12 protein-coding genes are annotated in these 20,745 nt (G+C 43.2%); 9 read left to right on the forward strand and 3 right to left on the reverse strand.

All coding sequences use genetic code 11. The features are described from left to right. Positions 1-252 precede the first annotated feature (252 nt). Together NBH15_RS18275 and NBH15_RS18280 are read left to right on the forward strand one after the other, a co-directional pair. Positions 253-1,230: a FecR family protein gene (locus NBH15_RS18275; protein WP_250823250.1), complete on the forward strand. Its 978-nt coding sequence runs from the start codon at positions 253-255 to the stop codon at positions 1,228-1,230. Between the two features lie 6 nt (positions 1,231-1,236). Further along, positions 1,237-3,852 (forward strand): TonB-dependent receptor, encoded by a 2,616-nt coding sequence (locus NBH15_RS18280; protein WP_250823251.1) that lies wholly within the window; start codon positions 1,237-1,239, stop codon positions 3,850-3,852. Positions 3,853-3,879: 27 nt separating this feature from the next. Here the strand turns inward: NBH15_RS18280 and NBH15_RS18285 are convergent, their stop codons facing one another. The 3 genes from NBH15_RS18285 to NBH15_RS18295 form a co-directional block, all read right to left on the reverse strand. Then, positions 3,880-5,238: an MATE family efflux transporter gene (locus tag NBH15_RS18285; protein WP_186961434.1), complete on the reverse strand. Its 1,359-nt coding sequence runs from the start codon at positions 5,236-5,238 to the stop codon at positions 3,880-3,882. Between the two features lie 202 nt (positions 5,239-5,440). After that, the gene (locus tag NBH15_RS18290) at positions 5,441-6,199 is read right to left on the reverse strand and encodes a peptidylprolyl isomerase (RefSeq protein WP_250823252.1); all 759 of its coding nucleotides are present in this window, start codon (positions 6,197-6,199) and stop codon (positions 5,441-5,443) included. 19 nt (positions 6,200-6,218) lie between these two features. After that, a complete protein-coding gene (locus tag NBH15_RS18295; protein ID WP_250823253.1) occupies positions 6,219-6,890 on the reverse strand; it encodes a peptidylprolyl isomerase in 672 nt (223 codons plus the stop codon). A 125-nt stretch (positions 6,891-7,015) separates the two neighbouring features. Between NBH15_RS18295 and NBH15_RS18300 the strand changes: the two genes are divergently transcribed. From NBH15_RS18300 to NBH15_RS18330, 7 genes are all read left to right on the forward strand, one after another. Beyond that, positions 7,016-8,299, forward strand: coding sequence for a DcaP family trimeric outer membrane transporter (locus tag NBH15_RS18300; protein WP_250823254.1), 1,284 nt, complete (start codon positions 7,016-7,018; stop codon positions 8,297-8,299). A 96-nt stretch (positions 8,300-8,395) separates the two neighbouring features. Further along, the gene (locus tag NBH15_RS18305) at positions 8,396-11,500 is read left to right on the forward strand and encodes a SusC/RagA family TonB-linked outer membrane protein (protein WP_250823255.1); all 3,105 of its coding nucleotides are present in this window, start codon (positions 8,396-8,398) and stop codon (positions 11,498-11,500) included. 15 nt (positions 11,501-11,515) lie between these two features. Next, a complete protein-coding gene (locus NBH15_RS18310) occupies positions 11,516-13,117 on the forward strand; it encodes a SusD/RagB family nutrient-binding outer membrane lipoprotein (protein ID WP_250823267.1) in 1,602 nt (533 codons plus the stop codon). A gap of 105 nt (positions 13,118-13,222) precedes the next feature. Continuing rightward, entirely contained in the window at positions 13,223-14,242 is a 1,020-nt protein-coding gene (locus tag NBH15_RS18315) for a FecR family protein (protein WP_250823256.1), read from the forward strand. 194 nt (positions 14,243-14,436) lie between these two features. Then, a complete protein-coding gene (locus NBH15_RS18320; protein ID WP_443146947.1) occupies positions 14,437-17,898 on the forward strand; it encodes a TonB-dependent receptor in 3,462 nt (1,153 codons plus the stop codon). Positions 17,899-17,934: 36 nt separating this feature from the next. Further along, the gene (locus tag NBH15_RS18325; RefSeq protein WP_186961428.1) at positions 17,935-19,755 is read left to right on the forward strand and encodes a RagB/SusD family nutrient uptake outer membrane protein; all 1,821 of its coding nucleotides are present in this window, start codon (positions 17,935-17,937) and stop codon (positions 19,753-19,755) included. An 80-nt stretch (positions 19,756-19,835) separates the two neighbouring features. After that, the gene (locus NBH15_RS18330; protein ID WP_244051238.1) at positions 19,836-20,738 is read left to right on the forward strand and encodes an alkaline phosphatase family protein; all 903 of its coding nucleotides are present in this window, start codon (positions 19,836-19,838) and stop codon (positions 20,736-20,738) included. Positions 20,739-20,745: the final 7 nt, after the last annotated feature.

The raw sequence follows: 20,745 nt of genomic DNA on the forward strand, positions 1-20,745 counted from the left end.
AACTGGAGGACAAAAGCTCAATAAGAAAAGTGGATTGTTATCAAAAAACAGTGGGGAATTTGTGCGTGAGGAAACAATAGGAAAATCATATTCCCACTCGTATGGGGAAAAATCCCCACTATGATGGGGAAGTATTCCCACCTATGTGGGGTATTTTCCCCACACTGTAAAAATAACTGGGGATATTCATGAAATATTCATTTTCTTACTGAGTTTTCCTCCCTTTAATTGTATATTATAAAAAGTAATCAAATGGAGAATAGTAATATATCGCGAATCGTCCGGCAATATCTAAGCAAACGCTTTCCGAAGGAAACTGAAGAAAGGATTCAGCGGTGGATTATTGCTGATAAGCATATGAAAGAGAAAGAGGAAGCCTCGTTGGCCTATTGGACTGAGTTGGAAACGAAAATCACCCCGGATACGTATGCTGCTTTGAAGCGTGTCAACAGCCGAATCGGATATTCCGAAAGGCAACCGGCCGATACCCTATTCTATAAAAAAGCACTTCGGATTGCAGCTGTACTCATACCTCTGTTTCTGATTACCGGCGGATACTTCTATTATACGCAGCATAAACTGATAGAGATTACCGTGGCTTACGGAGAAACCAGACATCTATTCCTGCCCGACAGCTCTGAAATATGGATTAATGCGGGTTCAAACGTAAAGTTTCCGAAAACATTTACCGACGACAGTTTGCGACAGGTCTATCTGGAAGGAGAAGCCTATTTCTCCGTAAGAAAGAACCCGGCTCAACCTTTCATTGTGAAAACAGAACAACTCTCGGTAAAAGTGCTTGGCACGAAATTCAATGTCAAAGCCTATCCGGACGATGAATGCATAACTGCAACACTGACAAGCGGAAAAGTAGAAGTCAGCCCCCAATCACAAGCCCCCCAAACCCTTGCGCCCAACGAGCAACTAATTTATAATATCAAGACTTCCGTATTGAATATTGAAAAGGTATCACCGGCAGAAACCGATGCCTGGCTTTCCGGACAAATCTTATTCATCAATTCCTCTTTCGGAGAGATGATACAGACGTTGGAAAGGCATTTTAATGTTACGATTGATGATAAAACAGCTATCTCGGCATCCAAGCAATATACTGTTAAATTCCTGAAAGGTGAAACACTGGATGAAATACTCAATGTGTTGAAGGATGTTGTCGGTTTTACCTATCGACAGCAAGGTGCAACTATCGTATTAAGTAAACAATACAAATAAAACCTGATGGATCGGATCAAATCAAGACGGTTTTACCGGATTATCGTTTTCTTATCTCTTGTTTTCCATTCTTTCGTGAGCATCGCTCAGAACAAAGGAAAAACAATCTCTATACAAAACAAATGCATATCCGTCAAAGAAGCTCTCGCCGCTATCGAACGACAAACAGGTTACAGTATCGCTTATGAACAAGCGGCTTTAGACCTGAATAAAATGGTCCGCCTCTCACTCAAAGAGGCAGATGTCGATCAGGCTCTGGCAGAAATATTGAAAGACGGACAATACACTTATCGGATAAAAGGGTATCATATCATTTTATCTCCGGGAAAATATGCCGGCCGGCAAAAAGAAACAAACAGGTTCGTGCAGTCGATACGGGGAGTCGTCACTGATTCCAAAAGCAATACTCCGATCGAGTATGCGACAGTAAGTATTTTAGGTAAACTCTCCCTGGGGGCTGTTACCGATAGTCTGGGCTGCTTCCATATGAAAGAAGTGCCTGTCGGACGCTATGACATACAGATATCCTATATGGGGTATAATACCCATATAGTCAATGAAGTACTTGTAACTTCCTCCAAAGAAATACAATTGGATATATCGTTGAACGAAAACATTCATCTTCTCAGTGAGATCGTCGTGCATCCCGAAGTGAAGAAGTCTGAAACGGTTAATCCGATGGCTATCACCGGAGGACGCATGATAAGTATGGAAGAGGCAAGCCGTTTTGCCAACGGCTTCGATGACCCGGCTCGTCTGAGTTCCGCCTTTGCGGGTGTAGCCGGCGAAGTAGGAACAAATGCCGTTGCCATCCGGGGCAACTCTCCGCAATATACGCAATGGCGACTGGAGGGTGTCGAGATTCCCAATCCCACCCATTTTGCTGATCTCTCCGGTTTGGGTGGTGGTTTTCTTTCGGCATTGAGTACGCAGGTGATCGGTAATTCTGACTTTTATAACGGAGCTTTTCCGGCTGAATATAACAATGCTCTTTCGGGAGTTTTCGATATGCATATGCGTAACGGGAATAACCGGGAGTACGAACATGCCTTTCAGGTCGGATTAATGGGTATCGACCTGGCATCGGAAGGCCCGATCAATAAGAAGCAGGGTAGTTCTTACCTCTTCAACTATCGCTTCTCGACGACTTCACTTGCAACGAATGGCAGTGCTAATCTGAAATATCAGGATGTATCATTCAAGCTGCATTTCCCGACTTCGAAAGCCGGAACATTTTCTATCTGGGGACTGGGATTAATAGACCGGAATAAAGCGGATGCAGAAGATCCTTCTGACTGGGAAACACAAGCCGACCGGCAATCGGCTAGAAACAACCTCGAAAAACTGGTCGGGGGAATTACTCATACCTATTTCCTCGACCGGAATACTTACCTGCGTTCCTCCTTGTCTGCCACTTATTCCCAGGATCATATATTGGCCGATCAACAAATCCCGGACGGCAACTCTGTACATGTCGGAGATATTCAAAACCGGAAATGGGATATCCTGTTCAACGCATACATCAATAAGAAGTTCAGCCGTGCACATACCAACAGAACCGGTATTACAATTACAGGGTTGAATTACGATCTCGATTACAAGATCAGTCCTAATTTTGGTTTGAATAAGCCCATGGAACAGCTTTCAAAAGGGAAGGGTAAAAGTATGGTTCTTTCGGCTTTCAGCAGTTCGGTGATCGACATAAACCGCCGTATAACGGTCAGCCTGGGAATTACTTCTTCTTATTTTGCACTCAATAACAACTGGTCTTTGGAACCGCGAGCCGCCCTGAAATGGAAACCGGCTGCCCGGCATTCTTTCTCCCTAGCCTATGGCCTGCATAGCCGTAGAGAAAGGCTTGATTACTATTTTGTAGAACGGAACGTCGAAGGGCAATCTGCCTCCAACAAATATCTGGACTTCTCGTATGCGCATCATGCCGGACTCAGCTACGACTGGACTGTCAAACCGAATCTGCATGTGAAGATAGAACCTTATTATCAATATCTATATAACATTCCTGTCGAGGATCATATCTCTTTCTCCCTGATTAATCTTCAGGATTTCTACCTGGATAGAGTTTTGACAAATAACGGTTCGGGTAAAAACTACGGCGTCGATGTAACGCTGGAACAATACATGACAAACGGATTTTACTACATGCTGACCGGTTCTCTTTTCAAATCAAAATATAAAGGAGGCGATAATATCTGGCGGAATACAAGGATGGACAGAGGTTTCCTGTTGAATGCGCTTGCCGGAAAAGAGTGGATGGTAGGTAAACAGAAACAGAATATGTTTAATATAAACGTTCGCCTGTTCTTTCATGGCGGCGACCGTTATACGCCTGTCGACGAAGAAAGATCGAATGAAGAGCAGGATGTCCTGTTTGACGAAACGAAAGCTTTCAGCAGGAAATTCAGTCCGGTACTGAACGGGGATGTATCGCTCAATTACAGAATAAACAAACGAAAGTTATCCCATGAATTCTCGTTGAAAATGCTCAATGTCGGGATGCGTACCGGTATGCATTATTATGAGTATAACGAGAAAACTAACAAGATCAAAAGAGAAAAGGGAACCGGTTTGATCCCCAACATCAGTTATAAGTTGTATTTCTAGCTATTTATCCGTATTTGCATAGTGAAATCAGGAACCTGATTTGGTGAAGGCGTAAAGATAATACAATTTATTGAACCTTCTCCAAAGTAATATTCCTAGCGTAGTCAGGCTGACAGGAAAACCGCACCAGATACCTATCGCTCCCCAGTCAAGGATGAATCCGCAGATGTATCCGATCGGCAAAGCCAGCCCGAAATGACAGAAGAAAGCCCTGTAAGCCATATACTTCACATCGGCTATGCCGCGTAATGCATTGGCAAACAGTATTTGCAGTCCGTCCCCGAACTGATACAGGATAACCGACCACGACAGAAGGGAAACCATTGCCACCACATCATGTTCGGGAGTAAACAAATATCCCATGTTTTTATGGAAGGCGAGGATGAACAGGACAAACAGAACAGCCACTCCCATAATCAGATGCAGTCCGGCAAAAGAAGCCTGACGGATATTCAGCCAGTCACTGTATCCTTTGAATACACTTACGCGAATTGTAACGGCGGCAGCTATCCCGTAATAGACCATGAATCCGAGTGTCGTGATTACGCCTAACACCTGATGGGCGGCCAGTGCGGTGCTCCCGATCCATCCCATCATAATAACACTCAGACTGAATGAACCCGTTTCAACCCCCATTAACAATCCCACCGGAAAGCCTAAACGTATCAGGTTGGAGAGGTTCAGGCGGTTTACGACTCCGTTTTTGAATCCGGTCAGGAACTCTTTATATTTTTCCCTTCGGGCAAATAAAACACAGAAAACGATAAATGTAAGGATACGGCTGACAAGTGTGGAGATACCTGCTCCGGTCAGTCCCATCTCCGGAACGCCGCATTTTCCATAGATAAGAAAATAATTCCCTATAATATTCAACACGTTTGCCCCGAGCATGATCCACATCGGAGTAACCGTATCGGTCGTACCGTCGCTGAACTGCTTAAACGAATTGAACAGCATGGCGAATATCACCGAGAAAAGCTGTAAGATATAGTAGGGAACGATATATGGCATCAACTCTTCCGGCTGTTTTAAAATATCGATGTTCAACAGGAGCAGGAGCATCAAAGTACTTAATAATACTCCGACGATGAAATTGATAAAAAGACTGTTCTTCAATGTCTCTCCGGCTTTGTGATATTCTTTGTTGGCATGTAAACCGCCGATAATAGGAGTGAGGCCGTATGAGAAACCCATCCCGAAGATAAAAGCCAGATTAAAGAAGTTATTGACAAAAGAAGCGGCGGCCAGTTCGGCTGTGCTGTGATGTCCCACCATGATGTTGTCGGCAAAACCGACAATAATAATGCCCAGCTGCCCCAGCATGATCGGGACACCCAGACGGATTGTTTCTTTATAATGTTCTTTGTAAGCAGAGAGTTGTATCATTGCATTCTTTTAGTCGGTTCATCAGCACAAAAGAGTGGTAAGTATCTGATGAGTTTTCAGAAAGAGGTAGGTCTAATTTAATTTAGAGGTAGGTCTAAATTGAATTACACGTACCTCTAAATTGATTTAGACCTACCTCTAAATATAAAAACATTGGATATTCTCCGGAAAGATGTTGTGTATTTTCCGGAAAAGGATCGTATTAAATTATTTTTACAGACTCGATAACCACATTTTCCAACGGGCGGTCCTGGCGGTTGGTCTTTACGTTCTGGATGGCGTCCACTACGTCCAGTCCTTCTACCACTTCGCCGTATACCGTATATTCGTTATCCAGAAAAGGAACACCGCCGATTGTTTTGTATACTTCGCGCTGTTCCGGAGTCAACTTGGCTTCCTCTTTGCGCTTTTCAGCTTCCAGTTCTGTTTTTCCGACCAGGGTATCGCGGATGATGGCCAGTTCGGCTTTGTCACCACTTTGGTAAGCTGCTTTGATCTTCGCAGCATTCTCTTTTTGCAGACGGGCGAAAATAGACTGTTTCAGGCGGCCTTCTTTCTGCTTTTCCATCTGGGCCAGTTCGCTGTCGGAATAAACTTTTCCGGTTACGATATAGAATTGGGAAGCGGAAGATTCTCTTTCCGGATTCACTTCATCGCTAGTACGGGCTGCTGAGAGTGCTCCTTTTTTGTGAAAATATTTCGGATAAACGAACTCGGCAGGGACCGTATATCCCAAGTCGCCGGCACCCAGTTGTTTGCTCATCGGAGTATCTTTAGAGGTGACATCGCCACCCTGAATCATGAAATCCTTGATGACACGGTGGAAAAGTAGGCCGTTGTAAGTGCCTTCCTTTACCAGCTTGATAAAGTTGTCGCGGTGTTGCGGTGTTTCGTTGTATAATTTTAGTTTGATGTTACCCAGGCTGGTCTTCATCAGAACCTGTGTTTCGTTTGTTTCCATTTTTCGTTTCGTTTAATGATTATTTATCGACAATCGTCATTGTCTTTATCTTTATATTCTTTAACGGCCTGTCGTCCTCATTTGTTTCGACAAACTGGATTTTATCGACAACTTTCATACCTTTTATTACTTCGCCGAAGACGGTGTAGGTCCCGTCCAGGTGGGGAGCGCCCCCTTCAAGCATATAGGCTTCCCGTTGTTCGGGAGTAAAGGTTTTATTATCTTTTTCCTCCATCTTGTCCAGCTCCATTTCCGTATAAAATTTTCCGGTAACGATGTAGAACTGTGTACCCGATGAGGCGCGTTCCGGATTCTCGTCGTCGCTGGTACGGGCGGCACAGAGCATACCGCGTTTGTGGAAATATTTCGGATAGACGATCTCTGCCGGGATGGTGTAACCCGGGTCGCCGTCCCCCAGATGCTGTTCGATAGGTGCATCTTTCGAGTTGATGTCTCCGCCTTGTACCATGAATTGTTTGATGACACGGTGGAACAGGAGGCCGTCGTAGCGCTTCTCTTTCACATTTTTGATAAAATTATCCCTGTGCTGGGGCGTGTCGTTAAATAACTTCACTTTGATCTTTCCCATGTCGGTGTCGATCTGAACAAGGGTCTCAACTTCCTGCGCTTGCGAATGAAGGGATGACAATAATCCGATTAGGAGTAAACCTATAGCAAACAGCTTTTTCATCTTCGTTTTATTTTGTTATTAAGGCAACAAAAATAGTTACTTTTAGTCGTTAACGCAACCTTTAACACAACCTTTTCATGCAATGCTTGTTCCTTACTGGTAAAACGTCTAAACAAAACACATTTATGAAAGCATTTGTTAAAGGAGCAGCTTTGTTGCTCGGGGTCGGACTGTTATCCACCCATGCTCAGGCTCAGAAAGTGATCATTAAAGATGAGGAGCCGAATTCAATCCTGTTTATTTCCCGTGATAAGGCGGGTGATGAAATTATCCGGATACTGAACGAAACCCAGAATCAGCGTTTCCATGAACCGGGCATTCCCCGTTTTCTGCTGACCGACCGTAAGGGGCGTTTCGCTCTCGGTATCGGAGGATACGTGAAGGCAACAGCCGAATATGATTTTGGCGGTATCTCCAAAGATATTGATTTCTATCCCGCACTGATCCCCAACAAAGGTGCGTCGCATGTCAGAAACCAGTTCCAGATGGATGCAACAACCAGTACGGTCTTCCTTAAACTGGTGGGACACACCAAACATCTGGGCGACTTCGTTGTCTATACGGCCGGTAATTTCCGTGGAAACGGTAAGGGCTTTGAACTGAGAAATGCGTATGCTTCCTTGCTGGGATTCACACTTGGATATGACTATGGTTCGTTTATGGACCTGGCGGCTATTCCTCCGACGATCGACTTTGCCGGTCCGAACGGGATGGCGATTTATCATGCTACCCAGTTCCGTTACGAACGTTCGTTCGGGAAAGGATGGAAAGCCGGTGTCGGTGTGGAAATGCCGGTGGTGGATGGACTGACCAATGATAACCTGAGTATCGGTTCGCAACGCATGCCGAACTTCCCCGCCTATCTGCAATATGGCTGGAACTCTAAGAGCCATCTGCGTGCCGCCGCTATCGTCAGAAGTATGACGTATGATAACCTGGTTGCCAATAAAGCGGAATCGGAAACAGGCTGGGGCGTGTTGCTCTCCACGACATTCAATCTTTGCAGTAAAGTACAGGTGTACGGACAAGGTGTTTACGGTCGGGGTATCAGCCTGTATATGAACGATCTGAGTAATCTGAATGTGGATATTGTTCCCGATCCCGACAAAGCCGGACATATGCAGGTTCTTCCGATGATGGGATGGTATGCCGGCTTGCAATACAATATTACTCCGAATGTGTTTGTTTCGAGTACTTACAGCCAGTCACGTTTGTATAGTGAAAACGATTATCCGTCGACTCCTTCCGAACAATACCGCTACGGACAATATCTGGTAGCCAACCTGTTCTGGAATATCACTCCCGACTTGCAGGTCGGTGCCGAATATCTGAGAGGATGGCGCACGGACTTTAACGACCAGACTCGCCATGCCAATCGTCTGAATCTGGCAGTACAGTATAGTTTCTAGTCGAACAGGTAAAACCGTTAAAAGTCAAAGCGCCTCTTTGTTATATTGCTTTTTTGTATACCTTTGTGGCTATTGAGGGATAATTAAAGAGGCAATATGAATTTTCAGATGAGGCAGCTTGCGATTCTATCGCTGCTATTGTTATTATCAATATATGCGAAAGGAGAGAATACTCCGGTTGCATCTACTTGGGATGCGGCCGGAGCATTCCCTTTTGAAAAGAAAGTTACCGGACGGGTTGTTGATTCCGGCGGTAAACCGTTAGCGGGAACAAATGTGGTGGAAGAAGGCACGACAAATGGTGCCGTAGCGGATGCGGGAGGTAATTACTCGCTGTCAGTGGGAGAAGAGGCTACATTGATCTTCTCTTTTATCGGTTATAAAACCAAACATATTCCTGTCCGCGAACAGCAATTTCTGGAAGTCGTGTTGGAAGAAGATGTATTGTTTCTGGATAATGTTGTCGTAACCGCCTTGGGTATAAAAAGAAAAGAAGCCTCGCTGACCTATTCCGTCGAACAGGTTGATGGCGAGGAACTGAACCGGGTGAAAGACCCGAATATGATTAATACGCTTGCCGGAAAAGTAGCGGGGGTACAAATAAACAAGGCTGCTTCCGGCCTGGGCAGTTCTTCTAAAGTCCTGATGCGTGGCATCCGTTCGGTGGTAGGTAACAACCAGCCTTTGTATGTCATAGACGGTGTTCCTATTCTTAATTCTGCCAATGAACAGGCTTTTTCCGCTATTGGCGGTACTGCCGATGCCGGAAACCGTGATGGCGGTGACGGTATCTCTAATCTGAATCCCGAAGACGTTGAAAGTATCAGTATCCTGAAGGGCTCGCCGGCAGCCGCCTTGTATGGTAGCCAGGCGGCTAATGGCGTTATCCTGATTACAACGAAGAAAGGCAATCCGGATATCCGTAAGATATCCTTTTCAACCAGCCTGATGTTTGATAAAGCCTTTTGCCTGCCGGAGTTCCAGAACGAATACGGAGTGTCCGACAACGTGGAAAGCTGGGGAAAGAAAGCCGACTTGCCGGTATATGATAATGCGGGCGGATTCTTCAAGACTGGTCTGACCTCTATCTCTTCTTTTTCCGTAAGTGCAGGTAACAAGAAATACCAGACTTATTTCTCCTATGCCAATACAACGGGAAAAGGTATCATCGAACATAACAGCCTGTCAAAACATAATATATCTCTCAGAGAGACGGCTTTTCTGTTTGACGACCGTCTGAAACTGGACGGTAGTGCCTCATTCCTTCGGCAAACAACAAAGAACCGTAATCCCAGCGGTGGCTTCTATATGAATTCTTTGGTGGGACTTTATCGTTTCCCGCGGGGGATGGATATTTCCGAATACAAGGAGAACTTTGAAGTATGGAACCCGTCCCGGAACCTTAACGAACAGAACTGGCATTCCGATACTCAGGATTTTGAACAGAACCCGTATTGGGTCATAAACCGTATCCGGAGCAAAGATTCCCGTACCCGTACGATCCTGTCGCTGAATGCCGAACTCAAAGTGACGGACTGGTTTAAGATACAGGCACGCGGCAGCCTCGACTATCTGTCGGATAAGGTGCGTCAGATGTTTTATGCCTCCACAGCCCCAGCTTTGTCCGGTCAGAACGGCAGGTATATCGAGGCGGATTATCAGGAGACACTTTTGTACGGGGATATTATCGGTTCCTTTGAAAAGAAATTCGGACAGTTTTCCCTGAACGGTGTGATAGGAGGGAGCATCAACGACAAGCTGGTGAACTCCCTGCGTTATGATTCGAAAACCGCATCATTGAAATATGCCAATGTGTTTAATGTGGCGAATATCATTATGGACGGTTCAGCTTATATCGACCAGCAGATCGATGCCCACCGTCAGTTGCAGTCGCTGTTTGCTACTGTGCAGGTCGGTTACAAGGACATTTTCTTTTTCGACCTGACAGCCCGGAATGACTGGTCGAGTACGCTGGCCTTTACTCCGAATGAAAAGAAAGGCTTTTTCTATCCGTCGGTAGGCGGGGCCTGGGTGATGAGCAAGATGTTCCGGTTGCCGGAATTTATTTCTTTTGGCAAGTTGAGAGCCGTATGGAGCAAGGTCGGTAACGACATACCTTTATATATAACAAACCCAGTTTCGCATGTGGGAGCCGGTGGTGAAATAGAATATGCCGATTCCGCCCCGTTTGAAAATATGAAGCCCGAAATGACAACTTCGGTGGAGCTGGGTACGGAATGGCGTTTCCTGAACGACCGTATCAGTTTTAGCGGGACATATTATAAGACGAATACCCGTAACCAGTTCTTCAAACTCCCCGCCAAGTCGGGAGACAAATATGCTTATCGTTATGTCAATGCAGGAGATATTCAAAACATCGGTTGGGAGGTCAGTGCCTCCGCATTGCCGGTTGTCGGTAAAGATTTTGAATGGAAATCGTCGCTGAACTATTCGACCAATAAAAATAAAGTAGTCCGGCTGCATGAAGAATTGCCTGTCTTTATTTATGGTCCGAGAGGATTCTCTTCCAGTTATGCAATGAAGCTGGTGGAGGGCGGTTCTTTTGGGGATATTTATGGGAAAGCATTCCGCCGTGATGAGAACGAGCATATCCTTTATGAAACGGAAGGCGGCAAAAAAGGTCTGCCCCAGGTGGAAGGCGAAGGAAACCTGATTAAGGTAGGAAATGCAAATCCCAAATTCACAATGAGCTGGAACAACACGTTTACTTATAGGAACCTGTCTCTTTCATTTCTGATAGATAGCCGTTTTGGTGGTGAAGTCTTGTCGCAGACGCAGGCCGATATGGATATGTTCGGTGTGACTCAGGTAACGGCTGATGCCCGTAATGCCGGTTTTGTCATGCTGGAAGGAAACAGGATAGAAGATGTAAAAGGCTTTTATAAAAATGTAGTGGGAGGACGTGCGGGAGTAACCGAATATTATATGTACGATGCGACCAATATCCGTCTGCGTGAATGTTCGCTCGGCTATGCCTTGCCTGGGAAATGGTTGGAGGCGACGAAGGCTGTCAGGCAGGTTCACCTGGCTTTCACTGCTCGTAATCTCTTTTTCCTTTATAAGAAAGCCCCTTTCGACCCTGATTTGATTCTTTCAACGGGAAATGATAATCAGGGAATAGAGGTCTACGGTATGCCGACCACCAGGAGTTTTGGTTTCAGTGTAAAATGTGATTTTTAATTCAGGAGTATGCAGATGATAAACAGAAAGATAGCAACCTTCCTTTTTATTCTTTTCCTGGTTTTCCCATCCTGTACGGGACATTTCCAGGAGATGAATACAGACCAGTCCGGAATCACCGATGAGGATATGACTGTCGATTTCAATAATCTGGGTATTCCGTTGGGGATCATTCAGCAGGGAATCTATTTCAATTATGATTTTGGAAAAGGAAAGAACTGGCCTTACCAGATTATGCAGAATCTGAATGCCGATATGTTCAGCGGGTATATGCACGATTATAAACCCCATAACGGTGGAAGCAGCAATTCCGATTATAACTTGCAGGACGGTTGGAATGGAACGAACTGGGGATATACCTATGCCTATATCCTTCCTCAGATAGATAAACTGGAAGACTCTACCCGTGTCAATTACCCGGAAGTCTACGCAATAACGAAAATTCTGAAAGTGGAGGTCATGCACAGAATATCCGATATGTATGGTCCTATCATATATTCTACATTCGGAAACGACGACGGTGTTTATTCTGCCGATACACAAAAAGAAGCGTATGATGCTTTCTTCCGGGATCTGGATATAGCGGTCGGGTTGATAACCGAACATCTCCGGAGCAAAACGATTGTTCCCGACCTTTCGGATTTTGATATTCTGCTGGACGGAAACTACACTTCCTGGCTGAAGTTTGCCAATTCATTACGGATGCGCCTGACGATACGGATAGCAATGGCTGATCCAGAAAAGGCCCGCAATGAATTTCTGAAAGCGTTCCATAATCCTTACGGAGTTTTCGAAACGGTAAAAGACCGGTTAGTCGTTTCAACCCGGAACGGTTATCAGAATCCGTTGGGAGAAATAAACCGGATATGGAATGAAGTCTATATGAACGCATCCATGGAATCTGTTTTGAATGGTTACGAAGACCCTCGCCGTGAGTTCTTTTTTGAACCCTGTGCGGAAGACACCGGAGAAACGGTTCTGCATGGAAAATACAAAGGAATACGGCAGGGTACCTGTTTCTCTCATTTATTATATGCTTCTCATTCGAAGATATATGTGAATAAATCGACCGAACCCATATTGATGACTGCCGCCGAAGTTTGGTTTTTACGTGCCGAAGCAGCATTGAGAGGCTGGACGGCGGAGAATGCCGGGGATAACTATCGCCAGGGAGTATCGACCTCATTTATCCAATGGGGAGCAGGCGGTCTGGAGGATTATCTTCAGTCTGAACGTACCGGTGCAGATTATATAGATGCCTTTGACACTTCCAACAATATAAAAGCCCGATGCAAAGTCTCTCCCAAATGGATTGAAACGGCCCCAAATGAAATCAAACTGGAGAAAATTATCACCCAGAAATGGCTGGCGGTCTTCCCGGAGGGTTGCGAAGCCTGGGCGGAACAGAGGCGTACCGGCTATCCCCGTCTTTTCCCTGTGAAAATAAATAATAGTAAAGACGGTTGTATCGATACGGAAATTATGATCCGGCGTTTGAACTTTCCTGCCGATCTGATCGATACGGATATTCCGCTCTACAACTCGCTTGTAAAGGCTTTGGATGGTCCCGATCATGCCGGGACAAGAGTATGGTGGGATAAGGGTAGAAACTTCTAAAATATTAATATGTGTTAAATATATGCGAAGCACCCCTAGATAGGAAGGTGTTGTGTGTATCCTTTATAAACGAACCTGAAAAAGGTACTATTATTAAGGAAATATATGCAAGACACAGTAATCATATCTCTTCTTCAGAAGTACATAAAAGATCAATGTACGGAGCAGGAGTTGCGTACTTTGCTTCAATGGTTGAAATCTCCGGACAGCCATATTGATCTCGATTTGGTTGTACAACCGCTTTGGGATGCAATAGATAAAGATATGTCTCATCCGAATGAAGAAAGAGAAAATGAACTGCGCCGGGAAGTTTCTTCCTTGTTGTCTGAAATAAAACAAAAGAATAAGTTTACTTCTGACTCCAGAGTCAGAAGTAAAAACCGTTTAAACGGTTTTTACAGGGTTGCAGCTATTTTAATTATTGCTTTCAGTGTGACGTTAGGTTTACTGAAAGTCCTTGATCGTCCGCAATCGGTTGTTACTTATGCGGAGAAAATATCTGCAAAAGGCGAAAAGAAAAACTTACTTCTGGCAGATGGTACTAAAGTAATCCTTAACTCTGATACAAAACTAATAATCCCCAGCAATTTTAATAAAGAGGAACGTATTATAGAGATGGAAGGAGAGGGATTCTTCGATGTGACTCCTAATCCGGATAAACCTTTTATTATAAGAAGTGGGGAAGCCCGGGTAAAAGTATTGGGTACCTCTTTCGATTTTAAATCTTATAAAGAAGATGAATTCATTAAACTGACGGTGTCGACAGGAAAAGTCAGAGTAAATGTTGCCGACCAAGATCTCCAACTGGCCGTTTCACCGAATGAACATCTTTCAATCAATAAAATAGATGGAAATGTCCGTAAGGAAAGCATAGAGGAAAATAACTATATAAAATGGATACATGGTTCTTTATATTTTAACAAAGAACCGATCCGTGAAGTAATCAAAACAATCAATCGTACATATAACCGGAAAGTGATTCTGCAATGTAAAAATTGTGATTATCGCATAACTGGTACTCATGATAACAAGAGCATTGAGGCTGTTATTGAAGCTATCTGTTTTACAACAGGACTTCGAAATAAACGTGAAGGAGGTAATATTATATTATATGAGAAACATTAAAGTCTAACACTAAAAAAAATAGAATGCCTATGATAAACATTTGATAGTAACGTATATGAAAAAAGCAGTAGTGCTGCTACACTACTGCCTTCACTAAATTTCAGCAGAAACCTTTAAAACAGTATTGAGCCACTGGGTTGTAAGGTGTTTCTGCCTGTCTTAACAAACATCATTTATTAAAACATTACAAATGTATGAATTATAATCTAATCTATAACAAGACTCTTATGCGAACTTCGTTAACCGTTTGTGCTATCGCTCTGTCGTCTCAGTTACTCTGTGCGGAAGGAGCTTTAGGGCAAAGTCTTAAAGAAAACGATATCACGTATGTGGTGAAACAAACGTCTGTCAGTGACGCTTTTGAACAGTTAAGTAAAATCACCGGTTTTAATTTCTTTTATGACGAATCAGTCTTGAAAGGATTAAAAAATGTAAGCGTACAAATTAAAGAAGGTACGATAGATACTATTTTACATGAATTATCCCGTCAGACGGGACTGTCTTTTAAAAAGATCAATAATACCATATCGGTCAGCAGGGGACAAGCTAAAACTTCTTTTCCGGCTGTTGAACAGAAAGTGAAGAAAGTAACGGGTACTATTCGCGATAATCATGGTGATCCCATTATCGGTGCGAATGTGTTTGTAAAAGGTACAACGAGTGGTACAGTGACGGATATGGATGGTAATTTCTCCCTGGAAGTTCCGGAGCAGGGCACTTTAGTTGTCTCATATATTGGTTATCTGACAAAAGAAATGCCGATAGGAAAAGGACAACAAAATGTGGAAGTTGCATTGATTGAAGACACCCAGGCTTTAGATGAAGTCGTAGTAGTTGGTTTTGCGAAACAGAAGAAGGCTAATCTGACCGGTTCCGTAAGTAGTGTTAAAATGGATGAGGTGATGGGAGACCGTCCGGTTCCGACTACAGGTGCTTTGTTACAGGGAGCGGTTCCGGGTTTACAGGTTACTTCCGGTAGCGGTGAACCTGGTGGCGGTTTGGATTTTAATATTCGTGGTACAACGAGTATCAATGAAGGTGAGCCTCTTATACTTGTCGATAATGTCCCGTTCTCCGGTTCGTTGAACTTACTCAATCCGAATGATATCGAATCGGTTACAGTTCTGAAAGATGCAGCATCAGCCTCTATCTATGGAGCCCGTTCTGCTTTTGGTGTTATCCTGATTACAACCAAAGGAGCTCAGAAAGAACAGAAGGTACAGCTGACATACAGTAATAATTTTTCTTTTTCAAAACCAACGAATTTGCCGGTAAAAGCAACTCCGCTTCAGACCGTTCAGGCATATTCCGATATGGGTTATATTACTTATTATTCCGGTCAGACAGTCGATACATGGCTGGATTTACTTCATGAATACGGCTCTAATCCGTCTGCTTATGCGAATGGATATGCTGAGATCGGTGGCATGCGTTATCAGTTGGCACAAACGGATATAATGAAGGATTTCTTATCGGAAACAGGTTTCCAGCAGAAACATGATTTTTCTGTGAGTGGGGGGACCGAGCGTTCTTCATACCGTATTTCTTTGGGATATACGGGGTCCGATGGTATTATGACAACCGATATGGATAGTTATAAACGTTATAATGCGAAAGGTTTTATCAGTTCGAAAATAACAAATTGGTTGACTGGACAGTTGGATCTTAGTTTCTATAAGTCGGATAAAGGTATGCCCAGCGGTGCAAATTATGCCAAAGCTGTATGGGCACCGTCTTACAACCCGACAGGAATGATTACAATCAATGATGAGGATTTGTATTCTGGTACGGCAGGTAACCTGACTCGTCTGGGAGGACAGAACACGAATGCGATCTCTGATACGCGTGTTTTTGCCAAATTGATAGCAACGCCGATTAAGGATATGGTTCTTAATGCAGAGTTTACATACGATAACCTGAATGAAACCGAGACAAAGTATTCAAAACGTACCCGTTTTGCTAATTCTGATAAGTTCTCGGAAGAATACACATCTGATTATTCAACATATAGCCGTCAACGTGCTATTACAAATTATACGGCTTTGAACATTTACGGTTCATACGCTAAAAGTTTTGCCAATAATAATTTCTCTTTATTATTGGGATACAATCAGGAATCCAATCATTATGATTATTTGAAGGCTGAAACTTCAAATATGATCAATGATGATATGCCTTCGATATCTCAGTCTGTGGGTGTACAGAAAGCGTATGATAAGTTTACTGAATATACGGTGATGGGATTTTTCGGACGTTTGAATTATGATTTTGCAAATCGTTATTTGCTTGAACTGAACGGGCGTTATGACGCTTCTTCTAAATTTCCGTCGGGTAGCCGCTGGGGCTTCTTCCCTTCTCTGTCTGTGGGCTGGAGAGTGATGGAAGAAAGTTTTATGGAGCCATTGCGCGATTATATTCCGGAATTTAAGATTAGAGGATCAATCGGTACGGTTGGTAATCAGAATATCGATCCTTACCAGTTTGTGCCAAGTATGGAATCTGAAAAGTCAAAATGGCTAGATAATAATACACAGCCTATTACTCTGAAGCAACCGGGTTTGGTGAGTGGAAATTTCACTTGGGAAACAGTTCGTACTTTAAATCTCGGTTTCGATATCAGTGCCTTGAAGAATCGTCTTTCTGCCAACTTCGATCTTTTTCGTCGTGATACGAAAGATATGTTGACTAGCGGATCACAGTTACCTGCAACTTTGGGTGCAACAGCTCCTTTACAGAATGTTGCTGATTTGAAATCTACTGGTTTCGAATTGGAATTAGCATGGCGTGACCAGATTGGTAAAGTGCATTATAATATAGGTTTCAATTTGTATGATTACAAAGCCTATATCACAAAGTTTAAAAATAATGTAGCTGGTGTGATTCGTACTTCTGATAACAAAACGTATGTGGAAGGACAACAGCTAGGGGAAATATGGGGATATGTAACTGATCGACTGTATACGGTCGATGACTTTGTCGAAGGAACTTTGGATGCCAACCTGAAAAATGGTACCCTGAAAGACGGTATTCCTCACGTGGAAGGCGTGAAACCGAATCCGGGAGATATGATGTATAAAGATTTGGATGGCAATGGTATCATTAATTCAGGAAATGAAACGATTTATGATCCGGGTGACCGTAAAATTATCGGAAACAATTCATTACGTTTTCAATATGGTATTAATGGTGGCTTGTCATGGAATAATTTCAGTTTCTCCTTCCTTTTGCAAGGAGTCGGAAAGTGTGATAAATGGTTGACCAACGATTTGATCTTCCCGTATTATTATGAATTCGGTACAATTTATGAACACCAACTGGATTACTGGACTTCCGAAAATACAGGAGCTTTCTTCCCGCGTTTGTATGAAACAGGGATGAGAAATACGAACTATGCAGCGAATGTGCGTGCCCAGACAAAGTATCTGACTAACGGTGCTTATCTGCGGGTGAAGAATTTGACACTGGGATATACGATTCCTCAGAGTGTTATTTCTAAAATTGGTATCAATAACCTGAGAGTGTATGTTTCTGCAGAAAATCCGTTTACATTCGATCATATGCCTAAGGGGTTGGATCCGGCAGTTGAAAGTAAAGCGAACGGATTGGGTTATCCGTTTATGAGTTCGTATGCTTTTGGCTTCAGCGTAAGCTTGTAATTCTGTATTATTATGAAACTATTAAAAAGAGAGAATATGAATTTGAAAAAATATATCGTATTACCGGTTATTGCTTTAACCGGTTTGGGATTGACGGGATGTTCAAGTGACTTTTTGGATAAAATCCCTTTGGACCAGCAGACTGAAGCTACTGCATTTAAAACGAGTGATAACTTCAAAACGTATGCCTGGGGATTATATGAATATTTCGACGGATTTCCAACCGATGGGGGGTATACTCCGGCTAATATATCGAGTGAGTATGATACGGATAATATCATTTATGCTAATTCCGGAGGAGAGTCTGATTATGCATATCAGTTAAAGAAATTACCGGCAACTAGCGATTCCTGGAGTTTTACGTATATCCGTCGTGTTAATATAATGTTGCAGAATATTGATGGTTCTTCCATGAGTGATGTCGATAAAGACCACTGGAGAAGTGTCGGCTACTTTTTCAGAGCGTTACGTTATTTCGATATGATGGCTGCTTATGGCGATGTGCCTTGGATCGACAAAGTGCTGAGTGATACGGATACGGAGGATCTTTATTGTGAACGTACTCCGCGAGACGAAGTCGCTAAGCATATCCTGGAAGATCTGCAATGGGCGGAAGAACACATCAAAGAAGATGGTACAGGAACAAATACAATTAATGTTCATGTGGTCAGAGCTCTAATTTCACGTTTCGGATTATTTGAAGGTACCTGGCGTAAATATCATGGATTGAATGATAGCGAAACGTATTTAAGAGCTTGTGCTAATGCTTCAGAAAAGTTGATGAGTGCTTATCCTTCTATCATGCCTAATTATGATGACCTTTACAACTCCGAAGAATTGGTCGGAAAAGCAGGTGTGATCCTGGCAAAACAATATGAAACGGATATGGTAACACATAGTATTACACGTGTTATCCGTTCTTCAGCCTGGTATGTCGACCTGACAAAAGATGCAGTTGACAGCTATTTGTGTTCAGACGGACGTCCGGTTTCTACCAGTAAGGTATATGAAGGTGATAAAGATTTGAATGCTCAGTTCCGTCATCGTGACCGTCGTTTATATTGGACGGTAGTTCCTCCGTATAAAGTGAAATTGACTGGTGCTGCCGGAACATCATTCGGTTGGGAGCATACCGGAGTGGCCAGCGATCGTGAATATATTGACTTTATGGAAGAAATAGGTGGTTCGGCAACGGGTAAGAGCTTGCCGGTTTCTAACTTCGTCGGCTATCAGGTTTCTGGTTTTCCACACTTCCGTAACTATCCGAACGGACAGGGATTTCTGGTTACTCACTTAGGTTTCTATTTCTGGAAATATTATAACCGTCACGTCGATAATATGGCGTTGCGTTCCTCTACGGTCGATTATTTGCTTTTCGGTATAGAAGAAGTAATGTTGAATTATGCTGAAGCTAAATTTGAATTGGGCGAATTCTCTCAATCTGTAGCTGATGCCACTATTAATAAACTTCGTGTTCGTGCGGTTATTCCTGCTATGAATGTTTCGGAAATAGATGCATCCTTTGATTTAAACAGAGATTTGAGCGTAGATCCTGTTTTGTGGGAAATTCGTCGTGAACGTCGTATCGAATTGATGGGTGACGGTTTCCGTTTCCGTGATTTGAAACGCTGGAAGAAAGGAGAATATGTGAATAAACAACCATTAGGTGCATGGGTAAAAAGCAGTGACTATGGTAGTAAACTCAATATTCTTGGAGGTGCTGATGAAGGATATTCTATCCTGTTTGCCAAACCATCAGGTTGGTTGGAAAAATATTATCTGGAACCGATTCCAACACAGGAAATTGCCTTGAATCCTAAACTAAAACAGAACCCCGGTTGGGAAACCGCTGAATAAATAACATCAATTACTACTTTAAAGGTTGTTTCCGGACAATGTTGTCATAGGGACAACCTTTATACTTTAATACAAATATTATGAACACTAGAAAATATTTATATATTGTTGCTTTTATTTTTCTATTTGCCAATGTTTCATTTGCTGCTAAATGGAAAGCTAAACATGTCGTATTGATCGGTCTTGATGGTTGGGGCGCTTATAGTGTGGAAAAAGCTGAAATGCCCACCGTGAAGAAATTAATGGCTGAAGGTTCCTATACCTTGAAAAAAAGAAGCGTGCTGCCTTCTTCCAGCGCAGTGAACTGGGCTTCTATGTTTATGGGGGCCGGTCCTGAACTACACGGATATACGGAATGGGGGTCACGGACACCTGAACTGCCGTCGCGTGTATTGAGTAAAGACGGCATATTTCCAACAGTATTCGGCCTTTTACGTGAATCGGATGCCAAAGCGGAGATCGGTTGCGTTTGCGAATGGAAAGGTATTCGTTATGTGATAGATACACTGGCATTGAGTTATGACAAACATGTAGCGGAAGCATCGAAAGAACCGGATGCGACAGCCCGTTATGCAGTCAATTATATCAAATCGGCCAAACCGAACTTGTGTGCGGTTATCTTTGATAATCCGGATCATGTGGGGCATGCAGACGGACATGATACTCCTGAATACTATAATATGTTGAAAGTTCTGGATGGCTATATCGCCCAGATAGTAGAAGCTGTTAAAGAAGCCGGAATATTGGATGATACGATCTTTATTGTTACATCCGACCACGGAGGAATCAAAAAAGGACATGGTGGTAAGACTATGCAGGAAATGGAAACAGCTTTCATTATTTCCGGAAAAGGAATCAAGAATGGGTATGAATTTACAGAAAGTATGATGCAGTTTGATACAGCCGCTACTATCGCTCATATTTTTAACCTGAAACAACCGCAGGTATGGATCGGCCGTCCGATGGTACAGGTTTTCAAATAACATGAGA

Source organism: Parabacteroides caeci, assembly GCF_023656795.1.
Classification (GTDB): domain Bacteria; phylum Bacteroidota; class Bacteroidia; order Bacteroidales; family Tannerellaceae; genus Parabacteroides; species Parabacteroides segnis.